At 56.1% G+C, this 21285-nt stretch carries 22 protein-coding genes and 1 pseudogene; 18 read left to right on the forward strand and 5 right to left on the reverse strand.

The genetic code is table 11. The annotated features are described in order from the left end of the window. Positions 1–231 precede the first annotated feature (231 nt). A complete protein-coding gene (locus TX82_RS09925; protein WP_005009948.1) occupies positions 232–1176 on the reverse strand; it encodes an AAA family ATPase in 945 nt (314 codons plus the stop codon). Next, complete coding sequence (locus TX82_RS09930) at positions 1173–1892, reverse strand: uracil-DNA glycosylase (protein WP_187291947.1); 720 nt, start codon at positions 1890–1892, stop codon at positions 1173–1175. The genes TX82_RS09925 and TX82_RS09930 overlap by 4 nt, the downstream gene beginning before the upstream one ends. A gap of 206 nt (positions 1893–2098) precedes the next feature. On the opposite strand from TX82_RS09930, the gene TX82_RS09935 reads away from it, so the two are divergent. From TX82_RS09935 to TX82_RS09945, 3 genes are all read left to right on the forward strand, one after another. Further along, positions 2099–2413, forward strand: coding sequence for a hypothetical protein (locus TX82_RS09935; protein WP_005009951.1), 315 nt, complete (start codon positions 2099–2101; stop codon positions 2411–2413). A gap of 103 nt (positions 2414–2516) precedes the next feature. Next, entirely contained in the window at positions 2517–4181 is a 1665-nt protein-coding gene (argS, locus tag TX82_RS09940; protein ID WP_042252385.1) for an arginine--tRNA ligase, read from the forward strand. Between the two features lie 183 nt (positions 4182–4364). Beyond that, complete coding sequence (locus TX82_RS09945) at positions 4365–5156, forward strand: SPOR domain-containing protein (protein WP_005009955.1); 792 nt, start codon at positions 4365–4367, stop codon at positions 5154–5156. Here the strand turns inward: TX82_RS09945 and TX82_RS09950 are convergent. Further along, complete coding sequence (locus tag TX82_RS09950; protein ID WP_005009957.1) at positions 5143–6525, reverse strand: tetratricopeptide repeat protein; 1383 nt, start codon at positions 6523–6525, stop codon at positions 5143–5145. The genes TX82_RS09945 and TX82_RS09950 overlap by 14 nt on opposite strands. 179 nt (positions 6526–6704) lie before the next feature. On the opposite strand from TX82_RS09950, the gene TX82_RS09955 reads away from it, so the two are divergent. The 8 genes and pseudogenes from TX82_RS09955 (at position 6705) to TX82_RS09985 (ending at position 13760) form a co-directional block, all read left to right on the forward strand. Further along, positions 6705–7736, forward strand: a complete 1032-nt coding sequence (locus tag TX82_RS09955) for a YheT family hydrolase (protein WP_005009959.1) — start codon at positions 6705–6707, stop codon at positions 7734–7736. A 4-nt stretch (positions 7737–7740) separates the two neighbouring features. Continuing rightward, positions 7741–9444 carry a putative ABC transporter permease subunit gene (locus TX82_RS09960; protein WP_005009962.1) on the forward strand — a complete coding sequence of 568 codons (1704 nt, stop codon included), beginning with the start codon at positions 7741–7743 and terminating at the stop codon, positions 9442–9444. Positions 9445–9466: 22 nt separating this feature from the next. Then, positions 9467–10708, forward strand: coding sequence for a replication-associated recombination protein A (locus TX82_RS09965; RefSeq protein WP_005009964.1), 1242 nt, complete (start codon positions 9467–9469; stop codon positions 10706–10708). Then, a pseudogene (locus TX82_RS17195) lies at positions 10674–10757 on the forward strand (hypothetical protein); the annotation flags it as partial. The gene TX82_RS09965 and the pseudogene TX82_RS17195, both read left to right, overlap by 35 nt. A 46-nt stretch (positions 10758–10803) precedes the next feature. Continuing rightward, positions 10804–11259 carry a leucine-rich repeat domain-containing protein gene (locus TX82_RS09970; RefSeq protein WP_005009966.1) on the forward strand — a complete coding sequence of 152 codons (456 nt, stop codon included), beginning with the start codon at positions 10804–10806 and terminating at the stop codon, positions 11257–11259. A gap of 4 nt (positions 11260–11263) precedes the next feature. Further along, on the forward strand, positions 11264–12490 hold the full coding sequence (gene serB / locus TX82_RS09975; protein ID WP_005009968.1) for a phosphoserine phosphatase SerB: 1227 nt from the start codon (positions 11264–11266) through the stop codon (positions 12488–12490). Positions 12491–12748: 258 nt separating this feature from the next. Next, positions 12749–13123 (forward strand): prepilin-type N-terminal cleavage/methylation domain-containing protein, encoded by a 375-nt coding sequence (locus tag TX82_RS17025; RefSeq protein ID WP_005009971.1) that lies wholly within the window; start codon positions 12749–12751, stop codon positions 13121–13123. Positions 13124–13385: 262 nt separating this feature from the next. After that, the gene (locus TX82_RS09985) at positions 13386–13760 is read left to right on the forward strand and encodes a type IV pilin protein (RefSeq protein WP_005009972.1); all 375 of its coding nucleotides are present in this window, start codon (positions 13386–13388) and stop codon (positions 13758–13760) included. Between the two features lie 48 nt (positions 13761–13808). Here TX82_RS09985 and TX82_RS09990 read toward each other — a convergent pair whose 3' ends face one another. Together TX82_RS09990 and TX82_RS09995 are read right to left on the reverse strand one after the other, a co-directional pair. Then, positions 13809–14972, reverse strand: coding sequence for a saccharopine dehydrogenase family protein (locus TX82_RS09990; protein ID WP_005009976.1), 1164 nt, complete (start codon positions 14970–14972; stop codon positions 13809–13811). Between the two features lie 33 nt (positions 14973–15005). Next, positions 15006–15551: a DUF2284 domain-containing protein gene (locus tag TX82_RS09995; protein ID WP_005009978.1), complete on the reverse strand. Its 546-nt coding sequence runs from the start codon at positions 15549–15551 to the stop codon at positions 15006–15008. A gap of 174 nt (positions 15552–15725) precedes the next feature. Between TX82_RS09995 and TX82_RS10000 the strand changes: the two genes are divergently transcribed. The 7 genes from TX82_RS10000 to cysE all read left to right on the forward strand — a co-directional run. Then, on the forward strand, positions 15726–16448 hold the full coding sequence (locus TX82_RS10000; protein ID WP_005009979.1) for an HAD family hydrolase: 723 nt from the start codon (positions 15726–15728) through the stop codon (positions 16446–16448). Positions 16449–16451: 3 nt separating this feature from the next. Further along, on the forward strand, positions 16452–17192 hold the full coding sequence (locus TX82_RS10005) for a 16S rRNA (uracil(1498)-N(3))-methyltransferase (RefSeq protein ID WP_005009987.1): 741 nt from the start codon (positions 16452–16454) through the stop codon (positions 17190–17192). Between the two features lie 76 nt (positions 17193–17268). Further along, positions 17269–18081 (forward strand): segregation and condensation protein A, encoded by an 813-nt coding sequence (locus TX82_RS10010; RefSeq protein WP_005009990.1) that lies wholly within the window; start codon positions 17269–17271, stop codon positions 18079–18081. Between the two features lie 14 nt (positions 18082–18095). Then, positions 18096–18521, forward strand: a complete 426-nt coding sequence (locus TX82_RS10015; RefSeq protein WP_005009992.1) for an archease — start codon at positions 18096–18098, stop codon at positions 18519–18521. 11 nt (positions 18522–18532) lie between these two features. Beyond that, positions 18533–19963 (forward strand): RtcB family protein, encoded by a 1431-nt coding sequence (locus TX82_RS10020; RefSeq protein WP_005009995.1) that lies wholly within the window; start codon positions 18533–18535, stop codon positions 19961–19963. A 109-nt stretch (positions 19964–20072) separates the two neighbouring features. Further along, entirely contained in the window at positions 20073–20462 is a 390-nt protein-coding gene (locus TX82_RS10025; protein WP_005009996.1) for a YMGG-like glycine zipper-containing protein, read from the forward strand. A 139-nt stretch (positions 20463–20601) separates the two neighbouring features. Next, positions 20602–21285: serine O-acetyltransferase (gene cysE / locus TX82_RS16295; protein WP_187291948.1), on the forward strand; the 684-nt coding region annotated here is incomplete at its 3' end.

The raw sequence follows: 21285 nt of genomic DNA on the forward strand, positions 1-21285 counted from the left end.
CCACAATGAAACTGCAACACATGGCGAGGATCAGGTACAGCAGGTTGTTGCCGGTGTTGATGGCGCCCAGCCCCACGCCGAATACGAGGAAGATGAAGCCGCCCCCTCCCGGGTCAGGTGGAGCGTCCGATTGTAGAAGGAAATGGTGAAAACCGGTTTGTGCTCATTGGGCTGGTTCATGGAATCACCCTTCCGGAGAAGGTGCCGGATGGTAGAAATGATGGTTTGATTTTAAACCGGAATTTCCATTTTATCGACGATTTCCATGATGACCGCGGAGGTGTCCGCCGCCGTGCGCTTGTTCATGCCGTGGTGGTTCTGCGGGATGACGCGGTGGCACAGGACGGGAATGGCGAGTTGCTTGATGTCATCGGGAATGCAGTAAGTACGGCCGTGCACCAGGGCGCGGGCGCGGGCGGCCTGTTGCAATATCAAGCCGCCGCGCGGGCTGACGCCGAGCGACAGGTGCTTCGATTCGCGCGTGGCCGTCACCACGTTCATGATGTAGTCGATGAGTACCGGTTCCATGGTCACCGCCTCCGCCTGCTTTTGCAGATTCAACACATCCTCACGCGAGAGGATGGCTTTCACATCCTTGATGTTGCGTGATGGAGACTGTGTACCGAGCAGTTTGCGTTCTTCCTCGGGGTCGGGATACCCCATCGACAGGTACATCATGAAGCGATCGAGTTGCGACTCCGGAAGCGGATGCGCTCCGTGGCTTTCAATGGGATTCTGCGTGGCGATCACCATGAACGGATCCTCGAGGTCGTAGGTGCGGTTGTCCACCGACACCTGCTTTTCGTTCATGGCTTCAAGCAGGGCGCTTTGCGTGCGCGGCGATGAGCGGTTGATCTCGTCCGCCAGCACCAGGTTGGCGAAAATGGGACCGCGGTTGAACTCAAAGGTGTTTTCGTTCTGGTTGTAGATGGAGACGCCGACGATGTCCGAAGGCAGGATGTCGTTGGTGAACTGAATTCGGCGGAATTCGAGGCCCAGGGATTTCGCCAGCGCGAAGGCCAACGAGCTTTTGCCGACACCGGGGACGTCTTCGATCAACAGATGCCCCCCGGCGATCAGGGTGATGATGGTGTTTTCGATGACATCGGATTTACCGATGATGACGTTTTCGATATTGGACTGGAGGCGGGCGGTCGCCGCGGTCGTGAGACTCATGAGTTCAGCACCTCAAGAACTTTCTGCATGTCTTCCATCACCGCCCGCCGGTTTTCCAGCGTGTAAAAGCGGAGCAGGTATGCTGGGTGAAACGTGAGCATCAGCTTGATGCCGTCGAATTCGTGCCAGGTGCCGCGTTCCTTGGTGATGGCCACCGACCGGCCCAGGAGGGTGGAGGCGGCGGGTTTTCCCAGCGCCACGATCACCTTGGGTCGGATGGCCCGGACCTGTTCGACCAGAAACGGCTTGCAGGCACTGATTTCCTCAATTTCCGGATCGCGGTTGCCCGGAGGGCGGCACTTGACGATGTTGCAGATATAGGTGTCTTTTTCGCGGTCGAGCTTCATTCCTTTTTCAATTATCTCGGTCAGCTTCTTTCCCGCCCGACCTACGAACGGAAGGCCCTGCGCGTCCTCGTCCGCCCCCGGGCCCTCGCCGATGAACAGCAGTTTCGCGTTCGGATTACCGGACCCGAAAACGATGTTGGTCCGTGTTTCTGCAAGTTTGCAACGCGTGCATTCGCCCAGCTCGTTGCGTACTTCGGTCAGGCGGCTCATGGCATCGGGCTGGATCATGGTGTTGTCGGCAGTGGGGGTTTGAAGAACTGGAACGGAAGACGCGAGCACGGATGCGGGTGGCGCGGAAGCTTTCACGGCGGCCACGGTAGAGGCCCGAAAAGTGGTTTCCAGTGCCTCCAGCAGGGGGACGTGGTCCATGCCCTGATCCTTCAAAAAAACCAGGTAATCCTTCAGTTGTCGCAATAAAACGGCCCGTTCGGCTTTAACCCCCATAATAAAAAAGGATAGCAGAAGATGAAAGGCAGTCAACTGCTAAGGGCCGGGCTGGAACTTGTCCGGCGATTTATAATTGTTTTGATTTCACGCTTTATTTATAATTTCTTCATCTCGAACAGGAGGCGACGATGTCCGGTCTCAAAAGCGCATGGGAACTCAGTCTTGAAAAATCCGACAAAATGGTTCCGGGGCTCAAAAACAAGAAAAAGCTGACCGACAAGCAAAAACAGGAAATTGACGCTATCCGCAAGGAATACAAGGCCCGGATTGCGGACAAGGAAGTGATGCTTCAGCACCAACTGGACCGGCTTTCGGAGCGAACACGGCCCGAGGAACTGTATACGGCCTCCGAAGAACTCAAACGGGAATTTGCGGCAGAAAAGGAACGCCTGGAAAAAGAAATGGAGCAAAAAGTAGAGGCGATCCACGAGTCCCGCAAATGATCAAAGGGCCCGCCATTCCCCCCTTTTTCACCCTTAAAATCAGGAAACCTGAAATCGCGCCTGGCTGCCCGGTGCGATGGTATTCAATATGAGAACGGAAAGCATGAAAGACATTGTCAAATACCTGGTGGTGCAGGCTCTCAACCGGGTCAAGGAACAGGGCGGGCTCGCTTTGGAGTCGGTACCGGACCTCATTATCGAGGAGCCGAAGGACGAATCGATGGGCGACTTCGCTACCACCATTGCCATGCAACTGGCCAAGCCGGAAAAGAAAAATCCGCGCGAGATTGCCCAGAAAATCTGCGAAGAAATCAGCACCGATGGTGGGCAGGTGGAATCGGCAAACGTTGCGGGCCCGGGGTTCATCAACCTGAAGATGACGCAGGGTTTTTTCCGCGATCAATTGAAGGAAGCTGCAGGCAAGGGCAAGGAGTTTGGCCGTTGTTACGTAGGTGAAAACAAAAAAGTGCTGGTTGAGTTCGTGAGCGCCAACCCGACTGGTCCGCTGCATGTGGGACACGGGCGCGGTGCCGCGGTCGGCCATGCGTTGTCCTGCATCCTGAAGATGGCCGGATTCGATGTGTCCACCGAATACTACATAAACGACGTTGGCAACCAGATGAACACGCTCGGCCGCTCTACATGGATCCGCTACCGGCAACTGCTGGGGGAGGATATCGAGTTTCCGGAAGAGGGCTATCAGGGTGATTACATTAAAGACATCGCAAAAGAGATCATCGACCGTGACGGCAAAACCCATCTTGAGAAAAAGGACGAAGATGCCCTGACTTTTTTCCGCCTTTATGCTACCGGTTCCATTCTCGAGGGCATCAAAGAGGACCTGAAAGAGTTCCGGGTCGAGTACGACCGCTGGTTCAGCGAGCAGATCCTGCACGAGGATAAGTCCGTGGACCAGTCGCTCGAGTGGCTGAAGGAAAAAGGTTACATCTATGAAAAGGATGGAGCGACGTGGCTCAAGACGGGGGAGTTCGACGACGATTCCGACCGCGTCATCATCAAAAACGATGGTGAGAGGACCTATTTCTGCGCTGACATCGCCTACCATAAAAACAAGATCGACCGTGGCTTCGACATGATTTTGGATCTGTGGGGGGCCGATCACCACGGTTACGTGCCACGCATGCAGTCGGTGCTCAAAATGATGGGTTTCGATGAGAGCGTTTTCAAGGTTCTTCTCGTGCAGTTCGTCACCCTGCGGCGCGGCGGCGAAAAGGTATCGATGTCCACACGCTCCGGCGAGTTCGTCACCCTGGCGGACGTGGTGAAGGAGGTGGGTGTGGATGCAACGCGTTTTTTCTTCCTTATGCGCAGCTCGGACAGTCATCTCGACTTCGACCTCGAACTGGCGAAAAAGGAAACTCCTGAAAACCCGGTGTATTACATCCAGTATGCGCACGCACGTATCTGCAACGTGTTCCGCACCGCGGAAGAGCAGGGTTTCCGCCCCGAGGACTGGGCGGAAGGGGAGTTGTCATCCCTTAAGGAAAACGCCGAGATCGCACTCATCAAGAAAATACTTGCTTACCCCGAGGTCATTGAAAAAAGCGCGGTGGCACAGGAAGTGCACCGCATCCCGTTTTACCTGCATGAACTGGTTGCGATTTTCCACAATTATTACGCCCACCACCGCATCGTGACCGACAACGCAGAGCTCACCCGGGCTCGGTTGTTTCTGATCCACGTTCTGCGCAACGTCATCGTCAGCGGGCTCACCCTCATGGGCGTCACCGCCCCGGAGAAGATGTAGCCCGGTTCCGGCAGTACCGCTCCCCTTCGCAAACCGCGACCCTCAGCTATAAGGGACCCATGGTTTTTAATAAAATTTGTTTAAATTTTAAAAAATCATGTTATACTTGGTCCACATTTAATCACATAAAATCAAAGACTTATAGGGGGAACCCGCGGTGGACCGCCAATGTGAGGGGCTGTCATGAACCTGAAAACCCGCTTCATCCTGATCCTGTTTTTTATCGCCATCGGTGCCGGTACCGGTTATGCCTGGCGCAGTGATATTTTTGCTCCCTCCCTGGAAAGCGAGAATCCTTCTGAAGCAGTGAAGAAGGTACGGGCCATCAAACCCGATAACCTTAAAAATAAATTGCAGGATGTGGTTCCTGCTCCCGAGGTCAAAAACGACTTCACGTTTTTCGACACGCTCACGGACGTCAGCCAGAACCGGTTTATCGACCTGGATGGAAACATTATCCAGATGGAAGGCTACGAACAGGAATCGCCGGTCGATGAGTCTGAAGCGGAAGCCGGCGAACCGGTTGTGGGGCCGGAGGAGCCGGTAATAGCCTTACCCGAATCGGAGCCGGTGCAGGTGGTGCAGAAAAAAACGGAGACAAGTCTGGAAAAGAAAATCAGGGAACTCGAAGCGCTGGTCGATGATTCGGGAAAAACCATGCCAAGCCAAACCGGGTCTGGCGAATCTTCCATTGAGAAGCCGGTTGCGAATGAATCCACTGTCAGCTCATCCGGTGATGCCCGTTTCCAGGTTCAGGTCAGTTCATTCCGGGAAGTGGAGCGTGCCCGGGTGTTGAAAGAGAAGCTGCAGAAAAAAGGCTACCCTGCGTTTTACACACCGGTGGATTTGCCTGGCAAAGGGGTCTGGTACCGGGTGTTTTTAGGTGAGTTTGAAAGGCGCGGTGCGGCAGAGGAGGCGGCGCGTCTGGCCCGCATGCGGGATTCTCTCCAAACCATGATCCTCACTCTTCAGTAGGAGAGTCCCCCACGTCGATGTAGCGGTCGGTGTTGTTGAATTGCTGAAGAACCTCGACCGGGTCCATTTCCCGTTTGCCCCCGTAAAATCCCTCCTCATTCTCAAATACGGTGTTGAAGCGGTAACCCTTGGTATCGTTCTGGTAGAGCTTGCGGCGTTCTTCCTTTCCCTCGAACGTGAAATTCAGTGTTGCGGTTTTCCCCTTTTCAATTGTGATGGTTCCGGTCTGGGTCGGGATGAATGGATGCCACGCCATCACTTCGTAGGTTCCGGGAGGGATATCGTGGATTTCAAAGTTGCCTTCTGCATCCGTCACCGCATAGTAGGGATTGGCAACCATAAGGCCCCGCGTCTGAATGAAGGGGTGCAGGTTGCATTTCAAGATCAACTCCGGTGACCCCGGTTTCATGAACAGCGAGCGCACCTGCGAGGAGTGGGGCATGGTGTTTTTGTTCGACACCTGGTACTTGTACACACCATTGACCTCATAGAGCGCCATCTCATGCTTGATGGGGTCAGTGTTTTCAAGCAGAAGGTCCTCCCCGTTTTTGAATCCGATTACATATTGGTCCGCCTGGCAACGACTGATGGTGACGTTGGTCATCTTGCGGGGAAACGGTTTTCCCTTTTCCACATTGAGGATCGCGATGACCGTATCACTCAACGCCCCTGTGTCGTTCACCACGAAATCGTGAAGGATGCGGTGACCCTGGCCGTCTGAAATGCGGGAACAGTATTTTATGTTGGGGATGTTGATCAGGTGGAACACCCGCGGTTTGGGAATGGAGCCCCTCATGCGAACCTTCCCCTTCAACGAGCCCCCGTCATCCACCGCCGCGATTTTGTATTCCGGCGTCAACTGGAAGTAAAGTTTTCGTGCCAGCGTGTTGTTACGGCGGTAGAGTTTGGTGACCTGGGCCAGCGCCTTGTCATGGGCGCCCATGTGTTCGTAGATGAGGCCAAGGTCGTAATCTGCAAACTTGAGTTGGGAATCCATCTCGAGCGCCAGTTCGATTTCTTTCGCGGCATCGGCCAGCAGATTGACCTTGGCAAACGTCAATCCACGAAGGTAACGGAATTCCGCATTGTCGTATCCCATTTGCAGGGCTTTTTCAAAAGCCAGCAGGGCTTCCATGTTGCGTTCCGCGCGGCTTAAAGCCACACCCAGATTGGCCTGAATCCAGTTGTTGTCCGGTTGCTCCTCCAGTGCTTTTTGGAATGCCTCCACCGCCTCCGGCCATTTTCCAAGCAGACTCATTTCCTGAGCCCTTTTCAGGTGAGGGGTGGAATCGAAGTCACCGGCAAAACTGCCTGCGGGCAGAGCCAGGCTGAACGCCAAAACAAGAATGGAAACTTTCAAACGGAACATAAAAACAGGCCAACCAAATAAAAGTTATGGGTCTTCCGGTACCGCCCGCCAATCCAAACCAAACAGCGGCCAATGGGCTTGCCAAGCAGGTATCCGGTAACGGTATAATACCCTAAACCACGAATCAGTTTAAATGGGGAACCCCATTGAACTCCCTTTTATTTAGAGAAAGTACACCCGTGAAGCAAATCCCGACTCCTGGTCAGAACGGAGGCGACGCTGCAATCGATCCGTTCTGGATGCCGTTCAAACCTCATGTTCTGGTTCCCGGACCCGTGGCTCAAACCATTACAAGTTCGCAATGGACCGGCGATACGCGCATTGCTCCCCGAACGATCCACAAAATCCGGCTGGAGAAAAACGCCGTGCTGGCGCTTCTGGAACTGAAACCACAGGCTCCGGGTCGCCCACTTGTATTGTTGATGCACGGGATGGGAGGGTGCAGTGAGTCGGCTTACATCCGGCGGATTGCAAGCAAGCTGGGGCAGGAGGGGTACGGTGTGTTCATGATGAACCACCGGGGGAGCGGGCCCGGCATGGGCTTGTGCGACCGTCTGTTCAATGGCGGCTCCAGCGGCGATCTGGAAGCAGTCCTGCAGTTCATTGCAGACCGTTACCCGGATTCGCCCCTGCTCGCGATCGGGTTTTCCCTGAGCGGAAATATCCTGCTGAAATTCCTGGGGGAAGGGCGCGAACCCATTCCGCAATTGCACGCCACTTTCGCGGTGAATCCTCCCGTCGACCTGAAAGCGGCCAGCCGCGCCATCAGTCACGGACCTTTCGCCCGCACGTTCAACCGTTACTATCTGGGGCTCATGTACAACCAGTTGGATGCGTTGCGTGAATGTTTTCCCAATGCCTTCGCCCCTGCGAAACGGGCGCGGTCCATCTGGGAATTTGATGAACTTTATACCGCTCCCGCGGCAGGATACGCTACGGTGGAGGACTATTACGACACGTGCAGTTCGCGTCAGTTTCTTGGCCAAATCCGCATCCCCACCACCATTCTGTGTTCGCAGGACGATCCGTTCATTCCGCCCTCGGTATTCGAAGGCATTGAATCCGCAACGCATGTACGATTTGTGAATCCGAAGGCGGGCGGCCACATGGGATACATCGCGCGTAAATGCACTCCCTTTGGGAACCGTCGGTGGATGGACTACGTCTGTGTCGAATGGGTGCGAGCCCACACACCCAAAACGGAAAGGTAAGAAAATGGAAACGATTCAACCGTGGTGGGTGAACATGCGAAGTTTGTCGGCGGTGCGGTTGAAGTTCATGAAAAATCATTTTGGCCGGCCCAACAGGGACAAGGTTACACGCTGGCTGCTGATCGGTACCCTGGGCACGCTGTTTCTCATTGCCGACTACATTTTCTTCTACCGTATGGTGGCTTACCTCGATGGACTGCCCTTGCGCGTCGGGGAGGAACTGATCGTTCAGTTACTGAACGTGGTTTTCCTCACCTTGTTCGCCATGCTGTTGTTCTCGACCATCATCGCTGCGTTGGCTATTTATTACGTTTCTTCCGATCTGGAGTTCCTGCATTCCCTTCCCATGGTGCCGGATGCGATCATACACGTGCGATTCGTGCAAACCCTTATCAACGCATCGTGGGTGGTGCTGGTGTTTTCACTCCCCATGTTCATCGCCTACGGATTTTACTTCAAGGTCACCGCGTCCTATTACATTTATTTGCTGGCATCGTTCCTGCCGTTTGTGGTGTTGCCCTGCGCGCTGGGTGTGCTGGGCATCATGGTGTTGATGCGGTTCTTCCCCACCGACAAGGCGCATCAGATCCTGTCTTTTCTTGGCCTGTTTTTCGTCGCCGGACTGGTGGCGTTTCTCCGGTTTTTGTCCCCGGAGAAATTTTTCGACAAGAAAGTGTCGGATGAAGTGATCATTGATTTTGTTGAGAGCCTGCGCGTACCGGAGTTTCCGTATCTGCCTTCCAGCTGGATCACGCGGGGACTGACGGCATGGACCGAAGCCAATTTTGAAATCAGTTTTGGGCGTTTGGGTTTTCTGTATGCCGCCGCGGGGGTGGGGCTGATCCTGTTCGCGTGGATCAGCCGCCAGATTTATTTTCCCGGATGGCGTAGTTACCAGGAGGTGAAAAACACCCCACGCACCAAAAACAAAAACAACGGCCGCCGGAAGCCGCTTCTTTCATATTTGCCCATCGAACCGATGAAGCAGGCGCTGATTTCGAAGGATCTCAAAGTGTTCGCCCGCGATCCGGCACACTGGTCACAAATATTCATTTTGCTGGTTCTGGTGTTCGTGTACATCTTCAATATCATGAACCTTCCGCTCGATAACCTGGTTCTCAAGAACGTGGTGTCGGTGCTCAATATCGGGTTGATCGGATTCGTGCTTTCCGCCCTGATCGCACGTTTTGTTTTTTCGTCGATCAGTATCGAAGGAAAGAAAATGTGGACGCTCTACACCGCGCCGGTGGACATGCGCAGTTTCCTGGTAGCCAAGTTCTGGATGTACTGGCCTCCGCTGCTGCTGGTGGCGGAAATATTGACCGTGGCTTCCAATTATATTTTGCAGGTGGATGCCTACGTGATGAAGGTGTCTGTTGTTGGCGTTCTTTTAATCACCACCGGGCTGGTTGGAATGGGCGTCGGCATGGGGGCGATGTATCCCCGGTTCGATCACGAAAACATGTCGGAGATCTCCACGGGCACCGGCGGGATCCTGTTCATGATTTCCAGCCTGGCCTACGTCATGCTGGTTCTGGTTTTGAGCGCCCGTCCGATGTACGTTCACTTCAACGAAAAGTTTTTGTTCAAGTTTGTGGGCGGCATCGAGGTCCCGGTATTTTACGGTACGATCGTGGCGCTCACGGTACTGGTCACGTGGATTCCTATGAAACGGGGCATCCGCGCCCTGCGCACCATGGATATTTAAGGGGCGCCTTACAAGGTGTTGAATGGAACTGTTTCCTGAACTGGAAAACGAAAACAACCGCCTGCCGCAGGCGCCGTTGGCGGACCGGATGCGCCCGGCGGACTGGCAGGAATTGTTCGGCCACGAGCACCTGGTGGGGGAGAGCAGTCCCCTGCGCCGCCTCATCGAAAAGGACACGGGGCTGTCGTTTATCCTGTGGGGACCGCCGGGTTGCGGCAAGACCACCATCGCCCGCATCGTGGCTCGAGTCACTCAGAGCCAGTTCTTCGAGATCAGCGCCGTCAACGCCGGAGTGAAGGACATCCGCGACATCATCGAGACCGCGCAGAAATTGTGGAAAAGTCAAAAACGCAGGACGGTTCTGTTCATTGACGAGATTCACCGGTTCAACAAGGCCCAGCAGGACGCGGTTCTGCCCTACGTCGAGAACGGCACCATCCGCATGATCGGCTCGACCACGGAAAACCCGTCGTTCGAGGTGATCCCGGCGCTCCGCTCCCGATGCCAGGTTTTCCGGCTGGGTTACCTGAGTGCGGACGACGTGCGCGGCATCCTGGAGAGGGCAATGAAGGACCGTGACCACGGATTGGGACGTTACCCGGTCGCTTTCGACGACGAGGCCCTGCACCTGATCGTCAGCCACTCCAACGGTGACGCCCGACGGGCGCTGAATGTGCTCGATTCCGCCGTCAGCTATCACCTGCAGAAAGACCCGGAAGCAGCGACGCCGGTGGACCGGGAGATGATCGAGAGCATCATCCAGCGCTGTGCCGTGCTTTACGACAAAGACGGCACCGAGCATTTCGATCACGCCTCCGCATTTCAGAAAAGTTTACGTGGATCGGACCCCGACGCGGCGATATACTGGCTGGCCAAAATGATCGCCGGAGGCGAGGACCCGAAGTTCATCGCCCGGCGTCTGGTGGTGACCGCCGCTGAGGACGTGGGAAATGCCGACCCGATGGCGCTGGTCGTGGCCAATGCCGCCGCCGATGCGGTGGAACGCATCGGCCTGCCGGAAGCGCGGATTCCCCTGGCACAGGCGGTCATTTACGTGGCGCGGGCCCCCAAGGACAACTCCGCTATCACGGCCATCGACAGCGCGCTCAGTGATATCGAAAACAAGGGTCTTTCCTACCCGGTGCCGGATCACCTGAAGGATGCCCACTACCGGGACGACCAAAAAATACGGGTATGGGGTGAACTACAAGTACCCCCACGATTATCCGGATGGCAAGGTCGATCAACAATACCTGCCCACTGAATTGCGGGGAAAAAAGTATCTCCCGGATGACAAACGGGACGAAACTTGATATATCAGATGGGTTTATCCGAATCACGGAAAGGTTTTTTAGCAGGATGACATCGCGAACGAAATTCAACACGGTAGAGGACATTTTCGAAGGCCGCCTGCGCGGCAACCAGGCCATGTTCAGCGGACTTGGCCTGTCGGCGGAAGAGGCGCGCCTGTTGTGGCAGTCGGAGCGCATGAAGGAGGTCAACTGGCTGGACCTCGACGACAACGAACTGGGCGACGATGGCGTGCGCGAGCTTGCGGAATGCAGCCTTCTCTCCAATGTTCAGTACCTCAACCTCAATAAAAACGGCGTGACCGACCGGGGGCTCCAGTACCTTGCTGAATCGAAATGCCTGCCTCTGCTCAAAAGGCTGCATTTGAAGGACAACTCCATCGAAGGCAAAGGCGTGGTGGCGCTGTTCGAGTCGCAGACGCTGGACAATCTTTCGACCTTCCAAATCAATTCCGGCTGGACCTGCAAAAAACGTGAAGGCTGGCGGTACAATCCGCAGTTCTGAGTCTATGCTGGAACTCCCACACAGGTATCAGGTACACGTCCATATTGCTGGAGAGGACCGTCCCGGGATCCTTTCGAAAGCGCTGGAGTCCGTCGTGGAGTGCGAAGCGCTGGTGGTGGACATCAAGCAGTTCGTGTTCAGCGGACTGCTGAACCTTTCTCTCCTGCTTGAAAGCAGTGACAGTGAGATCCTTTTGCAGCTGGAAGAGAAATTTGCGGCTTACAGCAAACGCTCCGGCCTCAAGATCAATGTCTATCCGTGGCGGCCGGGTTACCGTCCGGAAGCGCCGTATTGTCACCGGCTGGTGATCACCGTTCTCGGGCGGCGCATCGGCACCATCGCCTTTCTCGAGCTGACCCGCACCATCGCCGAACTCGACATCAACATCCCGCGCATCGAACAGCTGGATTACGGCGATTACCACGTGCTCGAAATTGTGGTGGGTGGCAAACAACTGCTCACCAACGTGGACGTGCTCAACGCGCTCCTCAAGTTCAAGGAAAACTTCGACGTGGACATCGCTGTGCAGGAAGACACCCTGTTCCGCCGCAACAAGCGGCTGATCGTATTCGACGCGGACATGACCTTCCTGCAATGCGAGGTGATCGACGAGTTGGGCAAGCTGGCGGGGGTGGGGGACCAACTGGCGGCCATCACCCACAAGGCGATGAGCGGCGAACTCGATTTTACGGAGGCGCTGCGCGAACGGGTGCAGTTGCTGAAAGGCCTGCCGGTGGAAAAGCTCGAGGAATTGTTCGAGCGCATCCCGCTGACGCCTGGAGCGGAGGACCTCGTTCGCATCGTCAAGCACCTTGGTTACAAGGTGGCAATCGTCAGCGGCGGATTTCAGTTTTTTATCGACAAGCTGAAAACGAAATACGGCCTTGATTACGGATTCGCCAACCAGCTTCAAATCAAGGACGGTAGGGTGACAGGAGAACTGGAGGGTGACATCGTCGATGCCCGCGCCAAGGAACGCATCCTGGAATCGGTGGCGGAAAAAGAAGGCCTGCTGGTCCAGCAATGCGTGGCCGTGGGAGACGGCGCCAACGACATACACATGCTCGCCCGCGCAGGGCTGGGCATTGCATTCAACGCCAAACCCATCGTGCAGAAGCACGCACAGGCCATTATCAGCACCTCAAACCTGGAACTGATCCTCTACTTTCTCGGAATCAGCGGGAACGAATTGCAGGAACTCCGGCAGGTCGTAAAGAGAAAGCCCGGCTGAAGAAAAATTCCTGTCTCCCGGTTACTCGGGCCGTTCAAGTTTTTCCTGGTGGAGAGCCGGGCACACTCCCCAGCCTCCAAAAAGTGCAAATAGGTCCCGTTACAGACTTAAATTTCCCGCCTCCTGCAATTCCCATATTCTCAAAATATAGAAAAAGCTATATCAGGAGAACATTTAAACAGGCTGTTGATCCAGAATTCAGTTGCAATTTCGAGAACCGCGATTATTCTGGATGTATAAAAATAACACGAGAGCACCATGAAATTGCATAAAAATGCCCATTTCTCCGAGCGCGGCTTCACACTGATCGAATTGTTGATCGTAATCGCCATCATTTCCATATTGGCAGCCATCGCCATTCCCCAATTTGCCCAATACAAGGAACGGGCGTACGACTCCGATTCCAAGGCCACTTTGCGGAACCTTTTTTTATCCTGCCGGGTGTACTGGGATGACAATGGAGGATCCAATTCCTGCGATCCCACCGTCGCGGCCGGCCCTGAATACGGGTTTGTGAATCCGAGCGACATCACCTTGTCCGCTTCCGGAACTGAAACCACCTTTGCCGGAACCGCCCAGCATAACGACAGCACCAATACCTACAACATAGACAGTAATGGCAGCATTAGTTGAAGGCCGAAACCCCGGAACAAGGCTCTTTTTATCCTTTTAAAATGTACCCCGGCTCCATTGTATTTCTTGCTGGGCCTGTCCTTCCGAAAAAAAGGTACATTGCCATCAAAAATTGGCTCCTCCCTCCCCTTGGTACTTTTTTAAAAATTATCGGATAAGCTATTAGCTTGTTCGTTCAACCCCGGATTTTGATGCAGAAATTGTTTGCATCCGGTTGGCTGGGCCTTACTCTGGATATAAGAATAATGATTTCCGGGGCTTCATGCGTTCTTGCCGAAAACAGGTTTTCAGCCAACACGGCTTTACCTTGATCGAGGTTTTGATCACCATTGCCATCGTAGCGGTCCTGGCCGCTATAGCGATTCCTCAGTTCACTCAATACAAGGAACGGGCGTATGACTCGGATTCCAAGTCCACCTTGCGGCACCTTTTCATTTCCTGCCGGGTTTATTGGGATGATCAGGGAGGGACCAATACCTGTGACCCCTCCGTGGCGGCGAATCCTGCATACGGGTTCATCGATCCCCCCGACGTCAGTGTGAATGGATCCGGTGATGAAACCAGTTTTTCCGCAACCGCCCAGCATGTGAGCAGCTCGAACACCTTTTCTATCGATAATCTAGGTTCTATCAACTGACAGGAACTCAATCGAGTCAGTATCGATTTCTTTCCGGTCAAACCGGATTCACGGTGTTACGGTTTTACGCAGTTCCCAACCCCTTTTTTCAATTTCCCGGTCAAAGGCTTCTCCCGAGAGCGCCGAATCCACAGGCACCGCACCGCGGGGCAGTTGGCCCTGGGCTGCCAGAATGGCAATGAGGGAGGCGTGCCAGCCCGTCAGTTTTTCCATGGCGGTGAACCCGGTTTCCAGGTCGGCTGTTTCCACCAGGTCCAGTGTGCAGGACGCCATCTTGTTGTTGGATGTGCCTGTGCACTGGACGCGGATCAGGCAGATGTCCTGCACATCCTCGGCCTGGATTTTCTTTTCCAGTAACTTGTGGTAGAGATCGCGCGGTGAAATGCGCCGGGCATTTACGGAGACGGGTTCCTCGCTGAACAGGCCCAGTTCCTGAAACGTGCGGAAATGTTCCCAATGCCCCAGGTAACGGAGCGTTCTGTTTTCCAGCCGGCGCAATTTGCCTTCAAACGTCCACGGCATGGTGCTCAATCCCCCGGCCGTGACCGCAGCTTCCAGCGTGCCGAGCGGTTCGAACTCGATCAACTCCAGTTCGGTCAGGCAGGGCACTTCCGTCACCTGCCCGTTACGCAGAAAGTGAGCATGCCCGTCGTACTCGTTGGTCAGGCCGTTGATGTGGAATAAAAGTGTGTAGTTGTATGGCGGCTGCGGGTTCAGCGGGAGGCCGCCATCCCAGATGTGCAGTTCTTCCGGTTCCTCCACCAGTTCCATGGCGCGCACACCCATGTTGATATTGAGTCCCGGCGCCATGCCGCAGTCGGGAATGATGGAAACGCCCTGCGCCTCGGCACGGTCGCCCATCGCCAGCTGCTTCCTCACGATCTCGGTGTTTCCGCCCATGTCCACCAGACTGGACCCGGCTTCAATAGCCGATTCGGTGATGCCGGGATTGTATTGAAACGGCACCGCGCTCACCGTGGCATCGGTGCCTTTTAAAGCCCCGGACAGGGCCTTCCGGTCGGTGACATTCAGAGTGGCTGCGTGAACGCATCGGGAATTGAGCAAGGTGTTGACACGTTCGGCGCCCTGACGGGCAGAGAGGGAATTGGTGTCGTAAAGGGTGATGCCTGCCGCATCGCCAAACCGGGCCAAGTCATACGCGGCGGCGATGCCCTGGCGTCCGGCACCGAGCACGGCGTACCGATAGCTCATGGGATCAGAACATTCCTGGAAGATTTCGGGAACTCAGTCCAGAAGCACCATTCCTATGGTGTGGCCTTCTGTACAGGGTTGAAATTTTACCGCAAAATCCCAGCCGATATTCAACAAAGTTTGGGAAACGTCGATGCCGCAGGCCTGCAGGGTGGGGCGGGCCCGGTCGGGGTACTTGCAATTCGACTCGATAGTGCACACCTCGCACAAATCACAGGGCAGCGCGCCCATACCAAATGCCTTGAAAAACCCCTTCTCCCGCAGGCGGGATTCCAGACAGAGAACCAGCGCGTGGACGTCCGCCGAGTTCGATGCTTCCACCATCATCGCCCGCCTGTAACTCAAAAGTATATCCCCCATTTCGTCACTCGTGGGGGTGAAGGTGGGGCAGGTATGGCGCTGGTTGAAAAAGGAGCAGCCGAACTGACACCGCAGGCGCACCCAGTGGCCCAGGGTGATTTCGTGCACCGGGATCACCTTCGCGCGGGCACTGCCCAAAGCTTCCGCTTCCTGGATCATCTGGGAAGAGGACACACGTTCGGTAGGCAGGTGCTTGACGTTCGCCGTTTCGGAAATCATGGAGATACCTTACACGTGGAGACGTTTTGGATTGAGTGAGAACTGAATTGTATCATGAAAGCATATGCTATAGTAAACCACTGTACAGCGGGGCGAACCAAAATTTATTTCACAATGAAAATGCCGGTACTGTCCCAACGGCCGAACACAAATCCCCCTTGAACCGTCAAATCAATGAAGCAATCCTTCGATGCGGTATTGTTCGACTGGGCATACACACTGGTCGATCTGGTCGATGAAGACGATCGCGCGCCTCTCAAAAAAGTGTTTGATCACCTCGGGGAAAAGGGAGTGGTCCTGCCGGATTTCGAGAAGGCGTACCGGAGTTGTCACGAAATCTTTTACAGCATGATCGCGGTTTCGCGTGAGTGTGGACTCGAAGCGCGCTTCGAGATCGCACTGCAATCCCTGTTCTTTCGCCACGGCATTACGCTGAACGGCACCACCATGCGGGAACTGATGACCCTTTACTATGAAGACATCTACTCCCGGCGCAAGGTGTACCCGGAAACGGTCGCAGTGCTGGATGGCTTGAAGCAACGGGGCATTCGCATGGGCGTTGTATCCAACACAACCAACCCCGGGTACATGAAGGACCGTGAGCAGGAAATGCTGGGCCTTCGCGATTACTTTGAATTTTCCATCTATTCGTCGGAAGCCCCCTTCAGAAAACCACACCCGACCATTTTTCAACTGGCCAGTGACCGGCTCGGGCTTCCCGCCCAACGCATCCTGTTCGTCGGTGACAATCCGGTGGCGGACATTGCCGGGGCCCATGCTGTGGGCATGCAAACTGCCTGGGTCAATCGAGACCGCGAACCGGTGCCGCCTGGATTGAAACCGGATCATGTGCTTTCCACCCTGCACGATGTGCCGAAGATCGTGTGTGCTGATTGAGCCATGCATCGATTCTTCGTTCCAGCAGACCAGATCGACGAAAAGCGTGTGGTTGTACGTGGCTCTGATGTCAACCACATCCGCAAGGTTTTGCGCCTGAGTGAAGGCGACCATATTCTCGTTGTGGATGGGGAAGGACGGCAGTGGCAGGTGCGGCTCACCGGGCTCGGTGCGAAAGAGGTGGAAGGGGAGGTGGTGACCGAGGTCAGTGTGGCCACAGAATCACCGGTGAAAATCGTGATGGGACAGGCGCTCATCAAGGGCAACCGCTTCGATCACCTGGTCCGCAAGGCGGTGGAACTGGGTGTTCACCAGGTACTGCCGCTGGAATCCGGTCGGTGCGTAGCGCGGATCAAAAAACAGGAAGTGGAAAAAAAGCTGGAACGCTGGCAACGCATCGCCGAGGAAGCGGCCAAGCAGTGCGGTCGATCCAAAATCCCGCAGGTCGGACCGAACATCCCCGATTTGAAAAGTTTTTGCGACCAGGTTGAGACGTGCGACCTGAAACTCCTTTTCTGGGAAGACGAGACCCGGGCGCGCCTGCGTGACGTCGACAACGGGGACAAGGCAATTGGGTCGATTGCCTTTGTGGCCGGCCCCGAAGGGGGATGGGAGCCTCAGGAAGTCGAGTTCCTGAAAAAATGCGGCTTCCTGACGGTGGGCCTGGGCCCCCGCACCCTGCGCGCCGATTCGGCCTCCCTCGTCATTCTCTCCCTCCTGCAACAACGGTGGGGGGATTTATGAACCCCGGTTTTCATTTTGCCTCGCCCCGCGATGGTGGTACATTGCTCCCGATGCCAACCTGTTCGCCCACGCAACCATGAGTTATCAGTTCAAGCTTCCCATTTTTGAAGGTCCGCTGGATCTGCTTCTGCACCTCATCAAGGAGCAGAAGATGGATATCCATGACATCCCCATCAACGATATCACCAAACAGTACCTGCAATATCTCGACCTCATGCAGGACCTCAACCTGGAGGTGGCAGGAGAGTATCTGGTGATGGCGGCGGAACTGACCCGCATCAAGTCCAAAATCCTGCTTCCTGTTCAGAAACGTCCCCATGAGGAAGAAGGTGACGAGGGCACCGATCCGCGCGCGGAGCTGGCGCGGCGGCTCATGGATTACCGCCGGTTCAAGGATGCGGCCTTCAAACTGCGGCAGATGGAACACGAACGCCAGCAGATCTTCACCCGCCATGCTCCGGTGGAAATTCCGGAGCAGGATGAGGAGGAGAGGGAGGAAACGCTGGTCGATGCCACGGTGTTCGACCTGTTCAGCGCGTTCAAAAAAGTCCTCGATCAGAAATCCTTCCATAAAGACTACGAAATCGAGATCACCACGCTGTCGGTCACCGACCGCATCCGCGGGGTGCTGGGCCGGTTGAACCAGGTGGAAAGCCTGTCGTTCGAGGCGTTGTTCGATGAAGCCACCACCAAGCAGGAGGTCATCGTCACGTTCCTCGCCATTCTGGAATTGATGCGTATGAAGCTGGCACGCTGTCAGCAGAGCAAGCATTTCGAAACCATCCGCCTTTACCTCGACTCCGACCGGGAAAAGCAGGAAGCGGCACTCAAGGACTTCAAAGACCCGGAACCGCATACAATCCCGCCCGTAACGGACGAAGCCTCCTGACAAGAAAGAAAACCATGCCGGACACCACGTGGGAACACTTTCCGCACGATGCGGACATGGGTGTGCGCGGAATCGGCCCCACTCTGGAAACGGCGTTCGAGCAGGGCGCGCTGGCGTTGACGGCGGTCGTTACTGACCCGGAAGGCGTCGCCGAAACGGAAGAAGTCGCCATCGCCTGCGAAGGCCCGGACCCGGAATACCTGTTCGTCGATTGGCTGAACGCACTCATCTACGAAATGTCGACGCGTCGCCTGTTGTTTTCCCGCTTCGAGGTGCGTATCTTGAATGGATACCGACTCACCGCCACCGCATGGGGCGAACCGGTTGACCGCGCCCGGCATCAACCTGCCGTCGAAGTGAAAGGGGCGACCTTCACCGCTCTCAAGGTCGGGCAGGAAACGCCGGACCGCTGGGTCGCTCAGTGCGTTGTCGACGTTTGAGTGAGAAGCCAATGCAGAAAAAACGTCTCAAAAGAAAATCCGAAACCGAGTGGTGGATCGAGCCCACCGGACCCATGCGCGTGCCGGGGGTGATCTACGGCACGGAAGACCTGATCGAGGGCATGGATGACAAGGTCCACGAGCAGGTGTGCAACGTCGCCGCGCTTCCCGGCATTCAGAAGGCGTCGTACGCCATGCCCGACGCGCACTGGGGCTATGGTTTTCCCATCGGTGGCGTGGCAGCGTTCGATCCCAACGAAGGCGGTGTCATCTCTGCCGGCGGCGTGGGATTCGACATCTCCTGCGGTGTGCGCACTCTGCATTCGGGACTGGTGCGCGACGACATCGAACGCGTCAAAGAGACGCTTGCCGATGCGCTTTACGCCAACATCCCGGCGGGTGTGGGTAGCCGCGGCGCGATCTCGCTCAACCACGATGAGATGGACGCCATGCTGGAAGGCGGCGCGCAATGGGCGGTCGGCCGCGGCTGGGGCCGGTCCGAAGACCTGAAATCCATTGAGGAAGAAGGGTGCATGGAAGGAGCCGATGCGAAGTGCGTCTCACCGCAGGCCAAGAAACGGCAGAAGGACGAGATGGGCACGCTCGGTTCCGGAAACCATTACCTCGAGTTGCAGGAAGTGACCGACGTTTACGACGCCGAAGCGGCGGGGGCGTTCGGCCTGCGGGAAGGCGATATCGTCATCTCCATTCACTGCGGTTCTCGCGGGCTGGGCCACCAGATCGGCACCGAGTTTCTGAAGTCCATGGCCATGGCCGCGCCCAAACACGGCATCAAGCTGCCGGACCGCGAACTCGCGTGTGCGCCGATCAAATCCGAACTCGGCCAGCAGTACCTGGGAGCGATGCGTTCGGCGATGAACTGCGCCATGGCCAACCGCCAGATCATCACCCACCTCGTGCGCGAAACTTTCGAACGGGTTCTGCCCAAAGCCGAACTCGATCTGCTCTACGATGTCTCGCACAACACCTGCAAAATGGAACAGCATGTGATTGACGGCAAAACCAAAACCGTTTTCGTGCACCGGAAAGGGGCGACGCGGTCCTTTGGGCCGGGGCTCCCTGACATCCCCGAGGCGTTTCGGTCCATCGGCCAGCCGGTCCTGATCGGCGGCACGATGGGCACGGCGTCGTATGTCCTCTGTGGCACGGACCGGACCATGGGTTTGTCGTTCGGTTCGGCGGTACACGGTGCGGGACGGCAGATGAGTCGGCGTCAGGCCACCAAAAAATGGAAGGGCCGGGCGGTGATCGACGAACTCGCAAATCGCGGTATTCTTATTCGCAGTCCATCGCAGCGCGGCGTGGCGGAGGAAGCCCCCGGCGCCTACAAGGATGTCAGCCGGGTGGTGGAGGCGGCGCATCAGGCGGGACTGGCCCGCAAGGTGGCGCGCGTGGAACCCATCGTCTGTGTGAAGGGTTGAATTTGGCTTTGCGAGGGCCTTCATCCCTTTTCCCCTAAATGAGTTTTAAGTTATTGAAAATTTTGATATAATTTATTCACTTTTGAATCTTCAAGGACCTTCCAGCCCCGTGAAAAAAGCCTTCATCCTGTTTCTGATCCTGACCTTCATCGTTTCCGGTTGCGCCAGTTACGGCAGTTACAAACCGGTGATCGATCCCAAAACCGATTCCTCCCCGCAGACGCTGCAAGTTGATTTGAGGGAATGCAAGGCAATCGCATCCCAGGCCGCGGAGACCGTGGAGGAAGCGGGCAAGGGTTCGGTAGTGGGCGGCGCCATCGGCGCGTTTTTCGGTGGGCTGTTGGGTATCATAACCGGCAACCCGTGGCGCGGCGCATCGACGGGCGCGGTAATCGGCGGCGGCGTCGGGGGAGTGAAAGGCGGCGTGAGTGCCGAGGAAAAGTACAAGCGCGTGTACCGCAACTGCATGCGCAACCGCGGGCACACGGTCCTGGATTGACCCACTCCGCAAACCGGACGGTTCCTTAAAACCCTTCTCGTCATGATGCAGCCCCCCGGCGATTTCTATGGTGTCCTCCCGTTGTCCGGGATATAATGATTTTTGCTTGAAAACTGCTATGAAAAGGCCCTGAATGGGGATGTTCCGCCAAATTCGAGAGGATATCCAGGTAGCGATCGAAAAGGATCCCGCTGCGCGTAACACCTTTGAAGTGCTGGTGTGTTATCCCGGCGTGCATGCCCTCATTGCGTACCGGATCAACCACTGGTTGTGGACTTGCGGCTTGAAGCTCCTGGCGCGGGTGACTTCTTATATCGCGCGCTGGTTGACGGGCATCGAGATCCATCCTGCGGCAAAAATCGGCAGGAGGTTTTTCATCGACCATGGCATGGGCGTGGTGATCGGCGAGACCTCCGAGATCGGCGACAACGTGTTCATGTACCACGGCGTGACGCTGGGCGGCCTCAGCATGAAAAAGGGCAAACGGCACCCGACCATTCAGGATAATGTGGTCATCGGCGCCGGGGCGCAGGTGCTGGGCCCCATCTCCGTCGGCAAGAACAGCAAGATCGGTTCCGGCTCGGTGGTGGTGCAGAGCGTGCCCGCGTATTCGACGGTCATCGGTGTGCCCGCGCGGGTGGTGTTTTCCGGTATCTCGGCCGATCAGGAAGACCCGGAGGAAATTTTCCGCGACCCCATGTCTCAGGCCATCGAATACGTACTGGACCGGTTGCCGCAGATGGAGCGGGACATCCGCGCCCTGCGCGAAGCGGTCAATCTGGAGCACCCCGATCCCGAACCCGCGCCACCTCCTCAACCGGTA

This window comes from Nitrospina gracilis 3/211 (assembly GCF_000341545.2).
In the GTDB taxonomy this organism is placed as follows: domain Bacteria; phylum Nitrospinota; class Nitrospinia; order Nitrospinales; family Nitrospinaceae; genus Nitrospina; species Nitrospina gracilis.

Excerpts from the sequence above, each read along its gene's own strand:
- TX82_RS09990 (WP_005009976.1), bottom strand. The coding sequence starts at position 14,972 with ATGAGCTATCGGTACGCCGTGCTCGGTGCCGGACGCCAGGGCATCGCC.
- TX82_RS09970 (WP_005009966.1), top strand. The coding sequence starts at position 10,804 with ATGACATCGCGAACGAAATTCAACACGGTAGAGGACATTTTCGAAGGC.
- TX82_RS09985 (WP_005009972.1), top strand. The coding sequence starts at position 13,386 with ATGCGTTCTTGCCGAAAACAGGTTTTCAGCCAACACGGCTTTACCTTG.
- TX82_RS09925 (WP_005009948.1), bottom strand. The coding sequence starts at position 1,176 with ATGAGTCTCACGACCGCGGCGACCGCCCGCCTCCAGTCCAATATCGAA.
- TX82_RS09960 (WP_005009962.1), top strand. The coding sequence starts at position 7,741 with ATGGAAACGATTCAACCGTGGTGGGTGAACATGCGAAGTTTGTCGGCG.
- TX82_RS09945 (WP_005009955.1), top strand. The coding sequence starts at position 4,365 with ATGAACCTGAAAACCCGCTTCATCCTGATCCTGTTTTTTATCGCCATC.
- TX82_RS09965 (WP_005009964.1), top strand. The coding sequence starts at position 9,467 with ATGGAACTGTTTCCTGAACTGGAAAACGAAAACAACCGCCTGCCGCAG.
- TX82_RS10000 (WP_005009979.1), top strand. The coding sequence starts at position 15,726 with ATGAAGCAATCCTTCGATGCGGTATTGTTCGACTGGGCATACACACTG.
- TX82_RS10020 (WP_005009995.1), top strand. The coding sequence starts at position 18,533 with ATGCAGAAAAAACGTCTCAAAAGAAAATCCGAAACCGAGTGGTGGATC.
- TX82_RS09995 (WP_005009978.1), bottom strand. The coding sequence starts at position 15,551 with ATGATTTCCGAAACGGCGAACGTCAAGCACCTGCCTACCGAACGTGTG.
- TX82_RS10005 (WP_005009987.1), top strand. The coding sequence starts at position 16,452 with ATGCATCGATTCTTCGTTCCAGCAGACCAGATCGACGAAAAGCGTGTG.
- serB (WP_005009968.1), top strand. The coding sequence starts at position 11,264 with ATGCTGGAACTCCCACACAGGTATCAGGTACACGTCCATATTGCTGGA.
- argS (WP_042252385.1), top strand. The coding sequence starts at position 2,517 with ATGAAAGACATTGTCAAATACCTGGTGGTGCAGGCTCTCAACCGGGTC.
- TX82_RS17025 (WP_005009971.1), top strand. The coding sequence starts at position 12,749 with ATGAAATTGCATAAAAATGCCCATTTCTCCGAGCGCGGCTTCACACTG.
- TX82_RS09950 (WP_005009957.1), bottom strand. The coding sequence starts at position 6,525 with ATGTTCCGTTTGAAAGTTTCCATTCTTGTTTTGGCGTTCAGCCTGGCT.
- TX82_RS09930 (WP_187291947.1), bottom strand. The coding sequence starts at position 1,892 with ATGGACCACGTCCCCCTGCTGGAGGCACTGGAAACCACTTTTCGGGCC.
- TX82_RS10015 (WP_005009992.1), top strand. The coding sequence starts at position 18,096 with ATGCCGGACACCACGTGGGAACACTTTCCGCACGATGCGGACATGGGT.
- TX82_RS10010 (WP_005009990.1), top strand. The coding sequence starts at position 17,269 with ATGAGTTATCAGTTCAAGCTTCCCATTTTTGAAGGTCCGCTGGATCTG.
- TX82_RS09935 (WP_005009951.1), top strand. The coding sequence starts at position 2,099 with ATGTCCGGTCTCAAAAGCGCATGGGAACTCAGTCTTGAAAAATCCGAC.